The organism is Anaerobacillus alkalilacustris, from assembly GCF_001866005.1.
Classification (GTDB): Bacteria; Bacillota; Bacilli; order Bacillales; family Anaerobacillaceae; genus Anaerobacillus; species Anaerobacillus alkalilacustris.
Genome location: NZ_MLQR01000016.1, coordinates 32795 through 51933 on the forward strand (window position 1 = coordinate 32795; position 19139 = coordinate 51933).

20 protein-coding genes are annotated in these 19139 nt (G+C 33.6%); 6 read left to right on the top strand and 14 right to left on the bottom strand.

The genetic code is table 11. From position 1 onward, the window contains the following. Positions 1–13 precede the first annotated feature (13 nt). Both BKP37_RS07155 and BKP37_RS07160 read left to right on the top strand, forming a co-directional pair. A complete protein-coding gene (locus tag BKP37_RS07155) occupies positions 14–922 on the top strand; it encodes a hypothetical protein (RefSeq protein ID WP_071308925.1) in 909 nt (302 codons plus the stop codon). 212 nt (positions 923–1134) lie between these two features. Further along, entirely contained in the window at positions 1135–2097 is a 963-nt protein-coding gene (locus tag BKP37_RS07160; RefSeq protein ID WP_071308926.1) for a DUF2777 family protein, read from the top strand. A 24-nt stretch (positions 2098–2121) separates the two neighbouring features. On the opposite strand, the gene BKP37_RS19970 is transcribed toward BKP37_RS07160, so the two are convergent. From BKP37_RS19970 to rnz, 8 genes are all read right to left on the bottom strand, one after another. Further along, positions 2122–2427 (bottom strand): PH domain-containing protein, encoded by a 306-nt coding sequence (locus BKP37_RS19970; protein ID WP_071308927.1) that lies wholly within the window; start codon positions 2425–2427, stop codon positions 2122–2124. A 173-nt stretch (positions 2428–2600) separates the two neighbouring features. Further along, positions 2601–3554: a PH domain-containing protein gene (locus BKP37_RS07170; protein ID WP_071308928.1), complete on the bottom strand. Its 954-nt coding sequence runs from the start codon at positions 3552–3554 to the stop codon at positions 2601–2603. Continuing rightward, positions 3547–4026 carry a PH domain-containing protein gene (locus BKP37_RS07175; protein ID WP_071308929.1) on the bottom strand — a complete coding sequence of 160 codons (480 nt, stop codon included), beginning with the start codon at positions 4024–4026 and terminating at the stop codon, positions 3547–3549. Before BKP37_RS07175 ends, BKP37_RS07170 begins: the two co-directional genes overlap by 8 nt. Positions 4027–4039: 13 nt before the next feature. Continuing rightward, complete coding sequence (locus BKP37_RS07180) at positions 4040–4249, bottom strand: hypothetical protein (protein ID WP_071308930.1); 210 nt, start codon at positions 4247–4249, stop codon at positions 4040–4042. A gap of 67 nt (positions 4250–4316) precedes the next feature. Continuing rightward, positions 4317–4733, bottom strand: coding sequence for a TlpA disulfide reductase family protein (locus BKP37_RS07185; RefSeq protein WP_071308931.1), 417 nt, complete (start codon positions 4731–4733; stop codon positions 4317–4319). Between the two features lie 286 nt (positions 4734–5019). Next, a complete protein-coding gene (locus BKP37_RS07190; protein ID WP_071308932.1) occupies positions 5020–6873 on the bottom strand; it encodes an SLC13 family permease in 1854 nt (617 codons plus the stop codon). A 619-nt stretch (positions 6874–7492) separates the two neighbouring features. Further along, positions 7493–7753, bottom strand: coding sequence for a DUF2524 family protein (locus BKP37_RS07195; protein WP_071308933.1), 261 nt, complete (start codon positions 7751–7753; stop codon positions 7493–7495). Positions 7754–7879: 126 nt separating this feature from the next. After that, positions 7880–8827 (bottom strand): ribonuclease Z, encoded by a 948-nt coding sequence (gene rnz, locus BKP37_RS07200; RefSeq protein ID WP_071308934.1) that lies wholly within the window; start codon positions 8825–8827, stop codon positions 7880–7882. A 207-nt stretch (positions 8828–9034) separates the two neighbouring features. Here rnz and BKP37_RS07205 point away from each other — a divergent pair, with 207 nt between their 5' ends. Further along, the gene (locus tag BKP37_RS07205) at positions 9035–9541 is read left to right on the top strand and encodes a ferritin (RefSeq protein ID WP_071308935.1); all 507 of its coding nucleotides are present in this window, start codon (positions 9035–9037) and stop codon (positions 9539–9541) included. 300 nt (positions 9542–9841) lie between these two features. Here BKP37_RS07205 and racA read toward each other — a convergent pair whose 3' ends face one another. Then, a complete protein-coding gene (gene racA / locus BKP37_RS07210; RefSeq protein WP_071308936.1) occupies positions 9842–10402 on the bottom strand; it encodes a chromosome-anchoring protein RacA in 561 nt (186 codons plus the stop codon). A gap of 201 nt (positions 10403–10603) precedes the next feature. On the opposite strand from racA, the gene BKP37_RS20680 reads away from it, so the two are divergent. Beyond that, complete coding sequence (locus tag BKP37_RS20680) at positions 10604–10726, top strand: hypothetical protein (RefSeq protein WP_281243013.1); 123 nt, start codon at positions 10604–10606, stop codon at positions 10724–10726. A gap of 202 nt (positions 10727–10928) precedes the next feature. Here the strand turns inward: BKP37_RS20680 and BKP37_RS07215 are convergent, their stop codons facing one another. Further along, the gene (locus BKP37_RS07215) at positions 10929–11930 is read right to left on the bottom strand and encodes a DUF2515 family protein (RefSeq protein ID WP_071308937.1); all 1002 of its coding nucleotides are present in this window, start codon (positions 11928–11930) and stop codon (positions 10929–10931) included. Positions 11931–12079: 149 nt separating this feature from the next. Here BKP37_RS07215 and recU point away from each other — a divergent pair, with 149 nt between their 5' ends. Both recU and BKP37_RS07225 read left to right on the top strand, forming a co-directional pair. Beyond that, entirely contained in the window at positions 12080–12688 is a 609-nt protein-coding gene (recU, locus tag BKP37_RS07220; RefSeq protein ID WP_071308938.1) for a Holliday junction resolvase RecU, read from the top strand. A 142-nt stretch (positions 12689–12830) separates the two neighbouring features. Beyond that, entirely contained in the window at positions 12831–15377 is a 2547-nt protein-coding gene (locus BKP37_RS07225; RefSeq protein WP_071308939.1) for a penicillin-binding protein 1A, read from the top strand. Positions 15378–15627: 250 nt separating this feature from the next. Here the strand turns inward: BKP37_RS07225 and BKP37_RS07230 are convergent, their stop codons facing one another. The 4 genes from BKP37_RS07230 to asnS all read right to left on the bottom strand — a co-directional run bounded on the left by BKP37_RS07230 (position 15628) and on the right by asnS (position 19058). After that, the gene (locus tag BKP37_RS07230; RefSeq protein ID WP_071308940.1) at positions 15628–16140 is read right to left on the bottom strand and encodes a YpoC family protein; all 513 of its coding nucleotides are present in this window, start codon (positions 16138–16140) and stop codon (positions 15628–15630) included. 2 nt (positions 16141–16142) lie between these two features. After that, a complete protein-coding gene (nth, locus tag BKP37_RS07235; RefSeq protein WP_084034584.1) occupies positions 16143–16796 on the bottom strand; it encodes an endonuclease III in 654 nt (217 codons plus the stop codon). Positions 16797–16916: 120 nt separating this feature from the next. Further along, entirely contained in the window at positions 16917–17615 is a 699-nt protein-coding gene (locus BKP37_RS07240; protein ID WP_071308942.1) for a DnaD domain-containing protein, read from the bottom strand. Between the two features lie 153 nt (positions 17616–17768). Further along, positions 17769–19058 carry an asparagine--tRNA ligase gene (asnS, locus tag BKP37_RS07245; RefSeq protein WP_071308943.1) on the bottom strand — a complete coding sequence of 430 codons (1290 nt, stop codon included), beginning with the start codon at positions 19056–19058 and terminating at the stop codon, positions 17769–17771. Between the last annotated feature and the right edge of the window lie 81 nt (positions 19059–19139).

Consider the following 19139-nt stretch of genomic DNA (forward strand, 5'->3'; position numbering starts at 1 on the left):
ATGGAGCCCGCTTATGACATTAATCAATAGAATATTGGAATTACCTTTCTTTGAAAGTTGGTTACCTGATAGGCTTAGACCTGTTAAGGAAGTAATTATTTCAGATCAGTATAGTCAAGCGCTTCTTTTAGAAACAGAAAAATTTATTGACGACATCATTCAAGTTACTGAAATTGAAAGAATGAATCGGGTGTTTAAAAGGAAAACAACCCAAATGAAACTTCAAATAAAAATCAGAAAAAAGCGGCTACGTATAGATATATGTGATCAGAAGCTTTCTGAAGCCCCTATAAAAAAACGAATAATTATTGAAGTCTTTAGGAAAATATATAAAACAAAGAATGGAACTGGAAAAGTTTTAGAAGCAACAATATACTATTCCTATCAAGGGAAGTCTTATGTTCGTTCAGTAAAGCGTAGTCCATTTCTTCATGGAATATTTTATAAACTAGATATGTTAGATGATGCACTTATTGGAAGGTTAGTAAAACAAAATGAACAAGAGATTAGAAATCAAGCTACAAACACTTCCCCTACAGAAAAACAAGAAGAAATAAGAAATCTTCTTGTGGAAATGAAGCGAATATCTAATCATAATCATCACCTAGCTGTTGATCCAATAATCGAAAATAGATTAGGGAGTATTATCCAACAAATCGACCGTATCGTTCCAGATTTTCACTTATTAGATATTGAGGATCGACATACTATTAAACGAGTAGTACGCGAAGATCTTCCTAACCTTCTTCACTCTTATTTAGCCTTAACACAAATTCAACAGTTAGAACAGAAAGAAAATTTTATAGTAGCCATAGCAAGAATTGAAACAAAAATAATTTCGTTAATAAAACAAATGGAAACGATGAAACTTGACAGAATGGAGCAACTATTTAGATTAAATAAAATTCGATATGATAAATAAATATACTTATTTTAAACAGGAGTGAGGAAATACCTAACTCCTGTTAATTTTTTTTAAAACTACATAAATGATAGAAACAAATATTTCTCAACAACAAAAAAATGTACTATAATTAAGAAAAGCATAAGCGCTAGAGCTTTCCAACGTCACAATTAATTTATACTACATTATGTCTTAAAAAAACGAATAAAATTGAAAAAGTGGGGTTACTCATGAATAGAAAAGAAGCAAACAACCATATCGGAAAACAAATTCGTGTTGTAGATCCGTTGCTAGGTAGTTATATAGGTGAATTATTAGAGATAATTGCCGAACCACGAAAGCCATGGCGAGGAAAAGTAAAAATAAATGCTATTGAGCAATACCCAGTTCAAAATTTATCCGATTTAAACGTCGATATTTTGACACGCCCCTCTTTTACACATGGCGAGATATATGAAATAGCTGGTTCTAAAATTGAACCTATACTTGGTGATGTGGACAACCTAGATTATCACTCTTCTTTATTAGATGCATTGGTTAATGAAATAAATTATTTTGAGTCTGAGAAAGAAAAGATAACTCATGTACTCAGTGAACTTAATGATGATTTAAAGAAATTAGACCCAGAATCAGGAAATGACGTTCAATATTTTACTATTTTGAAAGATAATGAAATTGTGTATTTACTTGATGTAGATAATAATCGTATACCACTTAAACAATGCCCATTTCCATTTCAAATAAAAAATAAAGGTCAATGGGTAAATGTCCAATATGACATTGGTTTAACTTTTATTGATGAAAATAAAAAGAGGTATCAAGTTAAAGAAGGTGGACAAATACGTTTAATAAAAGATCATTTTAGTCCTTACCACTTGTTTATGAACGAACTTGAGAAACCTGCATTAGACTCATTAAATAGTGGTCTATCAAAGTTTGATGTTAGTCATGACCATTGTGTGCATTGCCATAATAGTCTGCTAATGAAATATTTAAGCTCTCAAAACGAAAAGGTCTTAAAAGGAGTTAATTTTATCTCCTATCAAAAAGACGAAATGACGTTGCTAGTCCAGCATCACTACGAACGAGAGAGTTCTAAAGATGGACAAGACATTACCTATGATCGTTTTGAGTTTACAAACGACCAAGGCAAAAGACTATTAATGACATATTCAACTGAAACTTCTAGATAGAAAATAAGCACAGTGTAACTGTGCTTATTTTTCATAAGTAAACCAATCTAATACTTCTTCCTTTTGTTCAGTACTTACATCTATAGAACGAAAAGACTTCCCAGTAATACTTGTTAAAATAGACGTTTGAATCGTAAACAAAGTCCTAAATTTTTGAACAAAAGATTGACTAACTTCTAGAGCTTGGATTCTGTGCTTTGGTATAATTACTAATGTTCTTGAAAAGGAACGACTGGAAATCAAAAAAAATGCTTTATTTCTCCCAATCCCACCATCTTGATATTGAAGGTTACCAAGTAAAATAGAACCTAAAACCAAACAAAATGCCAATACAAATCCGTATGGGAGAAAATATGTTACTAAACTAGATATTAAACTTGCAGGAATTAACTTCCGAAAAATATACCGTAATCTCGCACGTTTCGGTAAAGGTTCAATAGTGTAATGAAAAGAAAAGTTAGGGGCAATCTTACTTAATTGTTTTTGAAAATACCTTTTTCTTACTAAAGGAAACAGTACCGTAGAAACTGTTCATCTTTTGACCCTCCACCAGCGCTCTCAACATATATAGTAGCTAATCCAAATGGCTGTCTTAATACACTTTCTACAATTCTAATCGCAGTGATTCTATTTAACGATAATGTAAGGTGCCTCTTTTCAATAAGGCCTCTCGTAATTTCTATCTCATCACCTTTTTTCATTATTTTGAAGCCACCATACTTTAACAATGTAGCTAAAATTGAAATAAGCCATGCAATAATCAAAATTATTATCAAAATAAAGATGATTACCACAACACTTGATTCGAATAAATATCCGAATGTATATACAATTAACCCTTCAGAAAGCAAATTTTCTAGTTGAGTAATTAATGCAAGTATCGCCATAAAGACGATCCCAATACCACTCGATGTTAGGGCTGTAATTATTAAATCCTTTCGCGTTAGTGTCCACAAAGTGTCTACCGATGCTTTGGATTTCTCTAAATCATTTAATACCGAAGGCTCTGTACTTTGTTTAAATAATAGTTTCCTTTTAATCTTGTATGCTTCTTGCTTTCTAATAGCCGCTAATCTAACTTCCGGTTCATGCCCACCTCCAGCTGTTTCTATATTAACAGTTACTAAATGAAATAACCTTTGAAAGACACTCGAAGTAATATCAATACTATAAACTCTTTCTTTTTGTATAAATCGATGCTTTTTAACCAAAATTCCTGTTTTAATCTCAAGTTCCTTTTCATTTACTTCATATGTAAACGTAAGCCATTTCAAATAGCCATAAATAAATAAAAGTAAAAACACACCGATAATAAAGTAAAGATTAAATGGCGTACCCATAGGAGCGGCACCTCTACCAAAAATAAAAGCAGCAAAAAATGGAACTAAAAGCTCTTTTAATGCAGAAAAAGATAAAAAGAATATTGATACTGGATGTAGCCTTTTTCCTTTAAACATCTTCGTCTGCCTCCGCTGCTAACTTAGAAATACGGTCTCTAAGATTTGCTGCTTGACTCTCTGGTAGTGCTGGAATTTGATGAACTGTAGCAGCAGTAGTAACTGTCACTGATGCTAATCGAAAATATTTTAACAGTGGACCTTGCCTTGTATCAACGTGTTGAATTCGAATCATCGGAATTAGTACTCTTCTTACGACAATTATCCCAAATTGAAGATCTATTTCCTGTTCATATACTTCATAGCGCCATCTACGCCATCGAAACGTTGGAATAAATACCACTTTAATTATTCCAATACTTATAACAATAACTAGTAAAGTCCATTTGATCCAATCAGTTCCTTGAAAATAAGTTGACAAAAAGTAGTATCCTATAAGTAAAAGCATGTAAATGAAAGTTTCTATTGCACCTAAAATTCGCCAAACCTTTAAAGCATTTTTTGAAATCCTTTGATTCGGGATCGGCCGCATTTATTAATGCCCCCTATTCTTCATCTGTTACATAAATAATCTTTACTCCTAAATCTTGTAAGAGTTGAATAACTTCTTTATTTAATGCAACATCATAGAGAAGCCCTACAGATTTTACTAACTCAAGTTCTTCTAAGTCACCCGTTTCTGCGTCCTCAATCAACTCAATAATATCTGTAAGTTTTCTTTCTTCTAGAATTTTTATTACATTCTCTTTATTCATGCACGTCACTCCTTTAAAATATTTTTTTCACTCAAAAATGTAATATGTGATCACATGACAGTTTTCATTATAATATCTTCCCAATATTTTTTAAAACTTCTGTGAAGTGAACTTTGTCATTATACGTAGCTACAACATCATGTTCTTTACTAATTAAAATTGTTGTCGGAACCCCCATACATCGATAGGCATCATACGTTTTTGTACCTTCATCCTCTAGCGCTGGAAAAGAGTAATTTTCCCTTTCCATAAACTTTAATCCGGCATCTTTATTCCCTTCACGCCCCGTAACATTTATTGTCAATAAGATTAAATTATTATTTTTCATTGAACCGTAAAATTGATTTTTAATATAGAGATCCTTTTGAGAATCTGGGCACCACGATGTCCAAAAGGTAAGCAAAATAGGCTTTCCTACATACGAATGTAAGGACACTTCTTCTTCTTGCCCCATTTTCTTCAGTATAAAATCTGGTGCTTTCATATATTTTCCCCTTCCATTCCATTCTTAACAGTAATTAAGGTTCTTTTTTGGTTAAAAACAAAGACTATCTATTACTAGCATTGTGTCAAATATTTAGTTTACTCACAAGCTTTGAAAGTTTTCATTATTTGTTACTAACTAATAATTTTATAACACTGGTATCAGTAAATAAACAACTGTTTTGAAAGTTTCCTTTACTAACGTATTGTGTCTCTCAAAATAGGATGAATATATAAAAAACAGAGGTCTATTTGACCTCTGTTACACAATAAAAAGGAAGCGGTTACTAAAATGGAAAGAAATAAGGAATTGTAAACATCATGACAAGCCATATCACGATCTGTAATGGGACACCTACTTTTACAAAGTCACTAAATTTATAACCACCTGCAGTCATTACTAAGGCGTTAGTTGGTGAGGCAACTGGTGTTGCGAACGCCATACTCGCAGCAACAGAAACTGCAATTAAAAATGGGTAAGGACTTACACCATAATTGATTGCAGTTGTTATAGCAATTGGAGCAAACAAAACGGCTGTAGCAGTATTGCTAATAAATTGACTAAATAACATGGTAATGAAATAAAAACCAGCGACTAGTGCAAGTGGACCATATACACCTAAAAAACCTGTAATTATATCCGACAGATATAAAACACCACCCGTTTTTTCAAGAGCAGTTGCCATTGGAAGCATTGCAGCAATTAAAAATACACTTTCCCAATTTATTCTACCATAAGCGTCATCTACATTTCTTAAACAACCCGTAATAATCATCAATACTGCTGAGATTAATACAGCAGTAACTGCTGGAACTACTTCTAATGTCATCATAAGTAGCATTCCCATCATAATAGCTGCGGCAACTGGTGCTTTACCATTCGCAGCTGCCATACTAGCCTGTTCTTTTGTTTGACCTAGCACTACGACATCTCGAGTTTCTTTTGCTAACAATTCTAAATCTGACCATCTTCCCTGTACGAGCAATGCATCACCAAATTTTAATGTTTCTGTTAGCCATGCGTCTAATTGATACTTTCCTTTTCGATTTATTCCTAATATATTAAGGTTATATTTTTCTCGAAATTTTAATTCAGTAATGGTTTTGTCTATAAAGGATGACTCAGGGGTTAATAAAATTTCAGCGACACCAAACTCTCGCGAAACTAAATCAGTAGGGGCCGCTTTACTTTCCTTTAAAAACATTAAGCGATAATCACTTTTGAACTGATCAATAGCATCAACCTCGCCTTGAAGATACAAGATATCATTTTCTTTGATAACCGTATTTGATGTAGCTGAGAAATGTTTGGTACGTGGTAAAATTTTCTTGAATTCCAAGCTTCCACGTTCTATTTTTATTATGCTCACTTGATACAGTTTTGGAAGTTCAAGTTTAGAGAGGGGTTTATTAATAATTGGTGATAAAGGATGTACCCTTACTCGATATAACTGATCAGAGATATGAAAGTTATTAGCCAACTCGGTAGGACTAACATCTTGTTTATCTCGTAATTTTTTTCTTGGGTCACCTTTTGGTAATAATCTCTTACCTACTGTCATTAAAAATAAAATCCCAGTAGCTAACGCAACTATACCTACTGGAGTAAAATCAAAAAACGATAAGCGCTCGTATCCGTTATCAGCTAAAGTCTGGCTAACAATTAGGTTGGGCGGAGTTCCGATCAATGTAAGCACTCCTCCTAAACTACTAGCAAATGCAAGAGGCATTAGAAATAATGACGGACTTTTTTTCATCCCTATTGCTATACTGATAACTACTGGCATAAGTACAGCTACTGTTCCTGTATTGCTCATAAATGCACTTAATCCAGCAACAAGTATCATTAATATTAGTAACAGCTTCGCTTCACTTTTACCTGCAAATGTTAGGAGTTTATTGCCAATCATTTGAGCTAACCCAGTTCGAAAAATTCCTCCACCTACTATAAATAAGCCTGCAATCATAACAACAACTGAATTTGAAAATCCTGCTAATGCTTCAGAAGTAGTAATAATACCCGTTAGAAGTAAGGATAATAATGAACACATAGCAATTAGGTCTGCTCGAAACTTTCCTATCATAAAAAAAAATGTTGTAACACATAAAATTACAAATGTCAACACGAGCTCAAATTCCATAAAATTGACCTCCTTTATAATAATATATGAATACTTTAAAACGAAGGCTATTTGTTCCTAAGAAGTTACGAAACTATTCAATTTTCACGCTCTTTATAGGAAAATAAATAGCTACAAAAAGAAGTCAACCTAAAATTTAGTAGTTACAACCTAATTATATTAAAAAATTTCTAACCTTAATTACCTGATATCTAAACATTTTATTACATTATTTATTAGTTTCATTTTTTATTAAAGGTTATCGTTTTCACAAGAAAAGCGCAAACGCCTTGGTCACGAGCGAAAGGCACTGGAAGGCCTTTGACAGAAGCCGCTCTTTGGCTTCTTACGGTTACGTGCTTCTGCGTCTTCTAGCATAGCTTCGTAGCAAGCTTCCTCGAAGCAGTGTTTTGTGCGACGAGTAATCGCAGGAGCAATTGTTTTTCGTGCGACGAGTAATCGCAGGAGCAAAGCTGCATGAAGCTAATCGACGAAGGATCTCAAGCAGTAATTGGTCTGTTGCTTGACTGAAGTGATCGAGGCGATGGCGCCTGAAGCTAGACAGTTTCCTAGTTAGAAATTTATAAATTCTGATTATAGAAAAAAGGCTGACCTTAAATATGTCAGCCTCGTCCTTAATTTATATACCTAAGATCATTTTATTTTGCATTTGGTTAACCTGTTGTCTCGCGCGAAATAATTGGTCCCTTTGCTCAGGAGTTGCACTCATTAGTAAACGTTCTATATGATTATTTATTTGCTCTAATTGAAGTTGAGCTTCGTCATACTTGATGTCATCTCCACCTTGCACTTGTTTTGCCGAATTTAGTTGCTCTTCAGCTAATTGCAATATTTCACCTACCTGCTGTAATTGTTCCTTCACTTGTTCGTGTGTTGCCATATATTTTTCCTCCTTAAGCTCATTTAAGAAAAAATCCTTACCTATTCGTTAAGAGTTTAAATCATGAGGCTCCTCATTAATTTGGCATTTAACAAGTAAATTTATTCGAGAGGAATGTTTTCAATGCTAATCTAACTGTAAGACAACTTCATCATTTTGATGAAGTAAATAAGTTTGTAAATCATGCGGTATATAGGAGTTAATAAAAGTTGATCTAGCTTCTCGTAATAAATCGTCTATACCTTCACAATAACGTGAACTAATGTGATTAAGGAAAAGTACTTTAACATTACATTCTTTTGCTGTTTTGGCTGCCTCAAACGCAGTCGAATGAAAATGTTCAAAAGCAAGATCTCTATCCTTATCGAGAAAAGTAGCTTCATGTATTAAAATGTTTGCATCTTTTGCTAACCGTTTTATACTTTCACATTTTCTAGTATCTCCTCCAATAGCAATGATTTTACCTACTTTTTTTGGACCACAATAATCTTTTCCATCAATAATTTTTCCATTTGGCAATTTAACCTTTTTTCCCGCCTTTAACTCTTTATATATCGGGCCAGGCGTAACCCCTATACTTTTTAACTTTTCAACATCTATTGGGCCAGGTAAATCTTTTTCCACAATCCGGTAACCATAAGAGACGATACCATGCTCGAGTCTTACCGCTTCAAATGAGAAAAAGTCATTTTTGCAAATGAGCCCTTCTTGAATTTCGATAATCTCTAAAGGATATCTCACATATGTATTAGAAACGGTTAAAGTTGTTTCAATAAAGTTTTTTATACCTTTTGGCCCAAAGATTTGCAATTTTTCTGTAGCTCCTTGAAAAGATCTACTCCCAATCACACCTGGTAAACCGTATATGTGATCACCGTGTAAATGTGTAATAAAAATTTTTGTGATTTTGCTTAAGGTAAGTGGTGAATGCAATAACTGGTGCTGTGTTGCTTCACCACAATCAAACATCCAACATTCATTTTGATACTGTAACATTTGAATAACTAAAGAACTAACATTTCTCATTTTTGAAGGAATCCCTGCACAAGTACCCAAAAACTGTAACTTAACCATTAAGTATCTCTCCTTACATCCGTCTATCTTCCAATCTTACAAATCATTTACAAAAGAATCAAACGAGGAAACGTCATAACTTTATTCTTTTTTACTCATACTATTTGTTGACTACTTACCTTTTTGGGCAAGGCTTTATGGTTTTCATATCGGTATTTATTAGCTAATTATGTTATACTTGTCAAAACATATAAAGGGGAGTATTAAATGGTAAGTGAAAAATTAGTTACAGCATTAAATGAGCAAATGAATTTTGAATTTGAATCTGCAAATGTTTACCTAGCAATGGCGGCTTATTGTTCATCAGAAAGTCTTGATGGATTTGCTAACTTCTTTTTAGTACAAGCTGAGGAGGAACGCTTTCATGCAATGAAATTTTACAACTTCATTAATGATATAGGTCATAAAGCAATAATTAAAGGAATGAAAGATCCAAATAATGATTTCTCATCTGTTCTTGATACTTTTAAACAAGGTTTAGCCCATGAAAAAGAAGTGACAAAACGTATATATAGTCTTGCAGATATCGCTTTAAATGAGCGAGAACATGCAACAATGACATTTTTAAAATGGTTCATTGAAGAGCAGGTTGAAGAAGAAGCGAGCTTTGATAACATCATCCAAAAGCTGAAACGTATTGAACAGGACAGCAATGCCTTCTATATGATGGATACTGAATTTGCAGGACGAACCTTCACACCACCAGCTCAATAAGAAATGCATAAGCGTTAAACTTTAAACGTAACATTATTGTGTTTTTCCGTCTTCTAGCGTAGCTGTGAAGTAGGTTTCTCGAAGCAGTGTTGGTTTTATCTGCGACGAGTAACCGCAAGAGCAATTGTTATATGAAGGGCATTCAGAGATGTATTTCATGTAAGTATTGAAATCAGTTGCTTTACTGAAGTGACCGAGCTTGTAAGCTGCTTGCGCTAGACAGGTTTCAAGTTAGAAATTTAAAATTCTGATATTGCAATAAAAAACTAAGGCCCCTTGCCTTAGTTTTTCTGCATTTATTTAAAACGAAAAAATTCTCATCAGTTTACTTTTTTTGGGTTTATTAAGTTTTTCCGGTAGTTCGTGTTCTATACCCCCTACTACTTTCTGTTGATCTAAGACTGGTGTTAACCGTTGTTCCATTTTACTCATTCTATCCTCAATTCTTTTTATCATTGTAAATAAATTATCTAACTCTGAACGATGTTGTAACACTTGATATTCTACCACTTCATCAGCTTTAACTGAAAGCTTTCTCTCAAGCTGTTCAATATGGATCATAAGTTGCTCGAGTCTTTCTTCAATTACGTTTGCCGACAGCATCTCTTCTTTCTTCCCATTCTTTATAAACCCTTCTTGCATTGTATTATCACTTTCTAAGATATCTTTCATTGTTAATCCTTGATTTAATTTATCTTTTATAGAACGGAGAATTTCAAACTCTTCTGGAGCTATTAAATAATGACCTTGATCGTTAGTTACACAAGGAATATTAAAGTATTTAATCCATCTCTGTACCGTCGTAGGGTTTACACCTAATTCTTCAGAAACTACTTTCGTTTTTTTCAGTAACTTGTCCATCAAATCTACCCCTTTCGCCGCTAATGTTATATACGTATTTCTTTTTATTTTTATTAATCCCTTCACCCTTGACAAAACTAGTTTTCGTTCGGCAAAGAAAGTGTAAATATGCCAAAATTAATTTCTCTACATGAAATTTCTACAATTTGTTTAAACTATTATTGAAATTCAACATTATTTAAATAAGGAAGTGAAAAACAAATGGAAAATCGCAGTAAAGAGCAAATGAGTAAAGAAGGTAAGAACAAACAACAACAAAAAGTTGATCGTACTCCAGGCTATGGTGATAAGAAATTAGAAGGGCCTGACCGTCCTTCGACATAAGGCTAAATTCAATTTTTGTAGTTCTTTTAATGCCAAATGATTAAACTTATCAGACTTTCAAAGGATCCCAACAACTAAACTTTATATTTCTTAGTTTTGAGTTGGCGTTCACCTTATAAGGACTAAAAAGAATGGGTTAGACTTAAACGTCATTATTTCGTTTGAGTCTAACCCTTTTTATATAAATTTTCTATATCAACATCTATTTTAAGTATCTATTGCCCTTTAAAAGCGGAAGCATATTTAATAATTTTTGCTCTATTTTTAGCGCTACTTCTAGTTGAGATTGCTTCTTATAATACCATTTTGATAAATCATATTTTTCAATTACTTTTGTTTTTTGAAAATAAAGGTTGATTGTTCGAGTATCTTTTTGGATATACCAATCAGAAGAAGGTCGTCGGTGGTGAGCGATAATTGGAAAAGTATCCTTTAAATTTGGCGTTCTCTTTCCTTTAATTCTCGAAACAAATTGTTCATAATCATATCTAGAACCAGTGTGCTCTACCTTGGAAGCAAAATCCCTTATTTGGTTTCGTTCATTAGAAAAGAACAAAATCCAAGCCAAACGTTTACCAAGTTCAATTCTTTTCTGTACCTTTTTAAATCCATGTACAGAATATCCATACAGTTTTCCTTCTAGAGTAGGAAAAATGACAGTACTAAAATGCATACGGTCCTCAATCACAAATGGCAGGCTCCCAAAAATCTTATCATGAAAAAACGGATCCTCTATTACAGGTTTTTGGATTACATGTTGTTCATTAATAATGAGTGCTGTACATAATCGCCAAATATCTCTTTCTAACCAAAATCTATTCCATTCTTTTTCCATAAAGTTAGAAACGTGAAAATACTTTAATAAGTAAAATAACGGCCGCCCTTTTTGTTTTGATGCTTTATAAAGAAGTAATTGCGGAAAGGCATCTAAAAAGATGAGCCAATTTGCTCTCTCATACGTTAAATACAATAGTTCTCTATAAGCTTTTGGAAGCAAATCTTTAAAAAGATCTCCTTCTAGGTCTGTCATATTCCATCCTGCATTTCTCGAAACACTACTAGCTAAATACCCCCAAATAATTTCTTTATTTTCACTGTAAAACTGTTCATAAAATTCGGTACGTGAAATATTATGCAAGTTTCCTTTTTGCACTTTTTCTTTTATTGCTTTTAATAAGTTATCGTCATCTAATTTTGAACTCATATGCTCACACCTTTTTTAAAACTCCAAACTCTTTACTATTCACCTATCACTCATTATCATTACTTACAAATACAGTTATAACTATTCAATTAATCTAAATTATGGTATGATCTAGTGATGTAATAAAGTTAAAATAAGGGGTATTTCAAATGTCATTACGATATCCAAACGGTAAAGCCTATATTCCTCCAAAAGCAACGGGGACATCAAAAAAAAGAAATACTAATGCGACCTCCTCGTATGGAAATCGCGGAATGAGCTTAGAAGAAGATATTAATATTTCTAACGAATATTATTTAGCAAATGGTCTCGCTGTTATTCATAAAAAACCTACTCCATTGCAGGTTGTTAAAGTAGACTATCCAAAACGGAGTGCTGCAATCATAAAAGAGGCATATTTCCAACAAGCATCGACTACAGATTATAATGGTGTTTTTCAAGGGAAATATATTGATTTTGAGGCAAAAGAAACAAAAAATAAATCGTCATTTCCGTTAAAGAACTTTCATAAACATCAAATAGATCATATGAGACAAGTCTTAAGTCAAAACGGTGTATGCTTTGCACTATTACGCTTCTCAATAAGTGATGAAGTATACCTACTTGATGCAAAGCACCTATGTACTTACTGGAGTAATCAAGAAAGTGGTAGGAAATCAATTCCTAAGAAAGAAATTGAAGACCTAGGGTTTCTTGTTCCGCTTGGGTTTCACCCAAGGGTTGATTATTTACGTATAGTTAAAGATGTATATTTTTAATATGTAGACATTAATAAGTTAAATACGAGCTCATGATTTTCATCGTGAGGTCTACTTTATAAATATTTAAGAGTGTAGAAGCATAACCGCTAATAAAAAGCGGCATTTGTTTTTTGCTAATTAACTGAAAGGAAGATGGATCATGTCAGAAGATATTCGCACAAGGCAAGGTCGTCGTAAACAAAAAGAATCTGAAAAAAAGAAAAAAGATAGTTCTCCAAAAAAATTAGTATTGAAAAAAATTGGACTTAGTTTGGCTGTTTTATTTGGTGTGCTACTAATCGGTGGTTCAATAACGATCTTTTCAATGATTAAAGATGCACCACCACTTGACCCAGAAAAATTAACACTTGCACAAAACCCTGCAATCCTTGATCAAAATGATGAGTTGTTTACAACTTTAACTGCAGTTGAAAACAGGCGTTTAGCTACGATAGATGAAATCCCTCCGCTACTAGAAAATGCTTTTATCTCAGTGGAGGATATTCGGTTCCGAGAACACTTTGGACTTGATTTAAGACGTATTGGTGGAGCGGTACGAGCAAACGTAACAGGTGGATTTGGAGCAGAAGGTGCTAGTACAATTACACAGCAGGTTGTGAAAAATTTATATTTAAGTAGTGAAAAAAGGATAACAAGAAAAATCCAAGAACAATATTTAGCAATTAAATTAGAACAAAAATATTCCAAAGACCAAATTTTAGAAATGTATTTAAATGCAATTTATTTTTCTGAAGGTGCTTATGGAGTCGTTGAAGCAGCAGAACGATACTTTAGTAAGACATTAGATGAATTAGAAGTTCAAGACGTTGCATTATTAGCAGGAATTCCACAACGACCGAATTTCTTTAATCCATTTAAAAATCCAGAGGAAGCTGAAAAAAGAAGAAATGTTGTTATTTCACTAATGGAGCGTTATGGAAAGATAAGTTCTGAAGAAGCTACAAAGGCCAGAGAGATCCGCGTAGAAGATCAACTAAAACGTTCAGAAAAAGAACCTTACCCATACCGGGCATTCTTAGATCAAGTATTGAAAGAAGTAGAGGCAATAGATGGAATTACCTCAACTGATATTTATACAGGTGGTTTAACCATATATACAACAATTGATCAAGATGCACAAAGATTTGTTGATAACCTTCTACAATCGGAGGACCAAATCAATTTTCCTGATGAGTTTTTCCAAGCTGGATTAACAGTAGTTGATACAAAAACTGGAGAAATAAAAGCTATTGGTGGTGGTAGACAAAAAGAGGTCGTAAAAAGAGGATATAACTGGGCAACAGACCCTAAACGTCAGCCTGGTTCAACGATTAAACCTATTTTAGATTATGGACCTGCTATTGAACATCTTAAATGGTCGACCTATCATCAGATTAAAGATGAACCACATCAATATACAAACGGTGTTCCAATTCGTAACTTTAATAACCAATATGCTGGTAACGTATCAATGAGACATGCTTTGTTGAGATCATTAAACATTCCGGCCGTAAAAGCATTTCAAGCAGTTGGTAAAGAAACTGCTGCAGAATTTGGAAAAGGATTAGGTATACCTTTAGATACAATTGAAGAACCCTATTCCCTTGGTGGATTCACTACCGGAATTTCAACTTTAGAGCTTGCTGGTGCCTATTCAGCTTTTGGCAATGAAGGAGTTTATAATAAGCCTCACACCGTCAGAAAAGTCGTATTTCCAGATGGGCGTACAATTGATCTAACACCAAAATCCCATATGGCTATGAGTGACTATACAGCCTTTATGATTACAGACATGTTAAAATCGGCTGTAGCACCTGGTGGTACAGGTGTTCGAGCAAGAGTTGATTCCTTACCAATGGCAGGTAAGACAGGTACCTCAAATTTTAGTGAACAAGAAAAACAGCGATTTAATATAACAAGTGGAGCTAAAGATATATGGTTTGCCGGATATACAACTAATTACTCGATTGCTGTTTGGACTGGATATAACACTCCCGAAGAGGGTTATATTAAGTATGATGGTCATAGTGAACATATAGCTAAAGATCTCTTTAAAAAAGTAATGACAGAAATATCAAAAGGAAACGAAACTCCTGATTTTAAACAACCAAACTCAGTAGTAAAAGTTGGACTTGAAAGAGGAACAGGGCTCTTACCGAGTGCTCATACTCCTAGAGATCAAATTATTTATGAATATTTTGTCAAAGGTACGGAACCATCCAAAGTATCAGAACGATTTGCTAAACCAGTTGCTCCTAGAGACTTTATGGGAGCGTACCAAGAAGATTCGGCTCAAATTATCTTATCCTGGGTCTACCCTAGCGAAGACAGAGCAAATCATAAATTTGAACTTGAAGTATCAATTAATGGTGGTTCATTCTCATTAATTTCTTCAACTAATGACCTGCAGCACATTATTAAAAATCCAAATGAGGATTCAACTTACAGGTTTAGATTAAGTGCCGTATCAAAAGATAATAATAAATTAAGAAGCGATCCGATAGAAATTTCTATAACAACCCCTAAAAAGGAAATTGAAGAAGTGGTTGAAGAAACGCCACCACCTATTGAAATACCTGATCCTGTTGAAGATCTAGAAGTTGAAGATGAAGTACAAGAAGATGATGAGAAACCAGAAGAAGAAAATAACAGCGAGCAAACAGAAGAAATCGTAGAACAACAAAGTGAAGATACAAATGGAACTTGAGACAACTCGTTCTAGCTTCGCTAGAACACATAGAAATTCAGATGGAGTATCAACTCCAACTGAATGGAAGTTCCCACCTAAGCTACGCTTAGAGGTGGAGGTCTATGACCCTTAAGTCCAAATCAGTTTGATTAAGTTTCAATGATTAGAGTAAAAAATAAAAAGGATGACTTATCAAAAGCTACTATTTGCTTGATAAGTCATCCTTTTTTGTATCTTTTAAATAGTTCGATTTGACTAGCATTTTTTTCTAAACTGACTTTAATTTTATGACTGCATATTTTTTATTTAACTCAATATAAAGTTGATCAAGCTGAGTAAAAGCATGATGATGATTTGGTACCGATAATACATATGCTATTCTCTCAACTGCATTCACAGGCTTTGTATTTAAAAGATTTATGTGAGGCGTAATATTCTTTAATTCAGGTACAGGTTTATCGTTAAGCCAAAATAGGAAAGCAATAAAATTCATGATCATTAGTTTCATTGGTTCCATTGCTTCTTTTCTTTTACGTTCACTAAAGTAGTTAGTAATAATAGGTTTTTCCGACTTCCAGATTTCTAACAAAATCGGAATATAAGTATTCTTATCTTCCCAAGGCTTTATTGTATTTTTTTGTTTCCTATAAAGTATATCAAAATAGAGTGGTTGTTTATTTATCAATTCTTCAAAGGAACTTTCACTTCCAAAAAAAATTGTATCTCCAATTTCAAAAAACGGAGATAAAATAAATTCTTCAGGCATTTTTATTTCTTTCATTTTCACTCTTCCTTTTTCATCCGCTTTTTCCCTTCTCTGCACAAATATAGCAAAGGACAAATTTCACATTGAGGTGACTGTGCTTTACAATGATATCTTCCAAAGAAGATTAAGCGGTGATGTGTATCGGACCATAAATGTTCTGGTATTTTACGCATTAAGGTTTTTTCTACTTCTAAAACAGAATCTTTCCATTTACAAATACCTAGGCGTTTGCTTACCCTCTCTACATGTGTATCTACCGCAATAGCAGGAACGTTAAATGCAACAGACGTAACTACATTAGCAGTTTTACGTCCTACACCAGCCAAGCGAACTAGTTCATCTCGCTCCCTAGGCACTTCTCCTCGGAAATCCTCTATCAATGATTGGCAAAGTTTTTTTATGTTTTTGGCTTTTGTACGATATAATCCTATTGACCTAATATCTTGTTCTAATTCTTCAAGCGGTACTGCCAAATAGTCCTCTGGCTTTTTATATTTTTTAAATAATTCTTTTGTAACTTTATTTACCAGTACATCGGTACACTGGGCTGATAGTAAAACTGCAATTGTTAACTCAAATGGATTATCATGATTTAACTCACAATGAGCATCTGGGAACATCTTCTCCATTTCAACTAATACTTCTTCCGTAATTTGTTTTATTGTAAGAATGTTTACCCCCTCCTAATTAGCAATACTTTATTTATTAGTTACTTAATATGGTTACCACCAAAGCTCATTATTTACAACCTCTCTTTTTATTACCGTTATGTTCCCTATTCAATAACGCATTTAATTTTTTAACCAATTATACGTTGGAAATTTCTTTTGTTCTGTTTGTTTTTGTGGAGTTGATTTGTATTGGTGTTGCCGAAATTTCTGTCCATATTCTTTTGCTTCTTGAACTGTTTTAACGCCATTTTTATTCCATTCAATTAATATACGGTCAATATAACGTAAATTTCTCTTACCTGAAACGACGCCTTCCATAAGTGCAGCTTTTATTAAACCTGGGTTGTAGTTATCTTGGTCTAACCACATTGTAATTAGTTCACATTCCATCGGTGATAATGGCCGGCCAAATTCCGACTCAAATAAATGATATAATGATTGTTCTTCTTCATAATTATCTTGAGTTGTCTCTTCTAAGTTTTCTTCTAAAGCTAAAGTAACGAGCTTGTCCCATAAAGGAGATAAAGTGAATGCTTCATAAAATATATTATTTTCATCACTTTGTTCAGTAAGTTCTAGAAAACCTCTTTTCAATAAGCTTTGTAATACCGAAAGACATTCTGTTTCCGAAAGACTCATTTGACTTGCTATTAGCTGTGGAGTTGGAAAACTATTCCCTCGTTGGATAAAGGAATGGAAATGAATTAAAAGCATTACTTCACTTTCATTTAAACCCAACTTTTTATAATCCTGGATTAATCTAATTGGGATCGAAACATTTCCCTCATTAATCCATTTTACCATTATACTTCGATCCATTTCATACACCTCAAATACAATTATATCATGTTCTTACTTGAACTTATCGTTATGCGATTTAAGCGATACCTTAGTGTTAGTACCACCTTGACAATTTATAAACTATTTATTAGAAATAAAAAACCCCGATGATCGGGGTTTTTATCATTGTCCTTAAGGATATAATCGATTCAACAGACGTGGAAACGGAATTGTTTCGCGTACATGCTCTAAACCACAAACCCAAGCCACTGTTCTTTCTAACCCTAAGCCAAAACCTGAGTGTGGTACCGAACCATACCTTCGTAAATCTAAATACCATTTATATGCTTCTTCTGATAAGTTATGTTCTGCATAACGTTTTTTCAATAATTCCATATCATCAATACGCTGACTACCACCGATAATTTCACCGTACCCTTCAGGAGCAATTAAATCTGCACATAGAACAACTTCTGAACGATTTGGATCCGGTTTCATATAGAATGCCTTAATCACAGAAGGGTAATGCGTGATAAAAACTGGCTTATCAAAACTTTCTGCTATAGCAGTTTCATGTGGAGCACCAAAATCTTCTCCCCACTCTATTTCATGACCATTTTCCTGTAAGAATTTAATAGCATCATCATAAGTAATCCTTGGAAATGGTGCAACAATCTTTTCTAGCTTAGAGGTATCTCTACCTAATGCTTTTAATTCTAGTTGGCAATTTTTCAAGACCGATTGAACCATATAAGAAACATATTGTTCTTGAACCTTAAGATTTTCCTCATGATCAATAAACGCCATTTCAGGTTCAATCATCCAAAACTCAATTAGGTGTCTACGTGTTTTGGATTTTTCAGCACGAAAAGTAGGACCAAATGAAAATACTTTTCCTAACGCCATAGCAGCTGCTTCCATATATAATTGCCCACTTTGTGATAAATAAGCATCCTCATCGAAGTACTTCGTATGGAAAAGGTTAGTTGTTCCTTCTGCAGAACTTCCAGTTAATATTGGTGGATCTACCTTAACAAAACCATTATCATTAAAAAATTCATATGTAGCACGAATTAATTCGTTTCGAATTTTCATAACGGCATGTTGTCGTTTAGAACGAAGCCATAAATGGCGATGATCCATTAAAAATTCTGTTCCATGCTCTTTAGGTGTGATTGGGTAATCAACAGCTTCATGAATAATTTCTAAACCTGTCACCGTTAACTCATATCCCGAAGGAGCCCTTTCATCGACACGAACAATTCCTTTCACATAGAGTGACGATTCTTGTGTCATGTTTTTAGCAACAGTAAAGACCTCTTCACCTACATCTGCTTTAACGACAACACCTTGAATAAAACCTGTTCCGTCACGTAATTGTAAAAATGCAATTTTTCCACTTGAGCGCTTATTGGCTAGCCAGCCTCCAATGGTGACCTCTTTATCTAAATAATTTCCAACCTGAGAAATAGTCGTTTTCACAAATTTTCCCTCCATAAATGTTGTTTCTATCTCTATGTATAACTAGTCATTACTGACTTTTACCATTATACATCTCTTTAA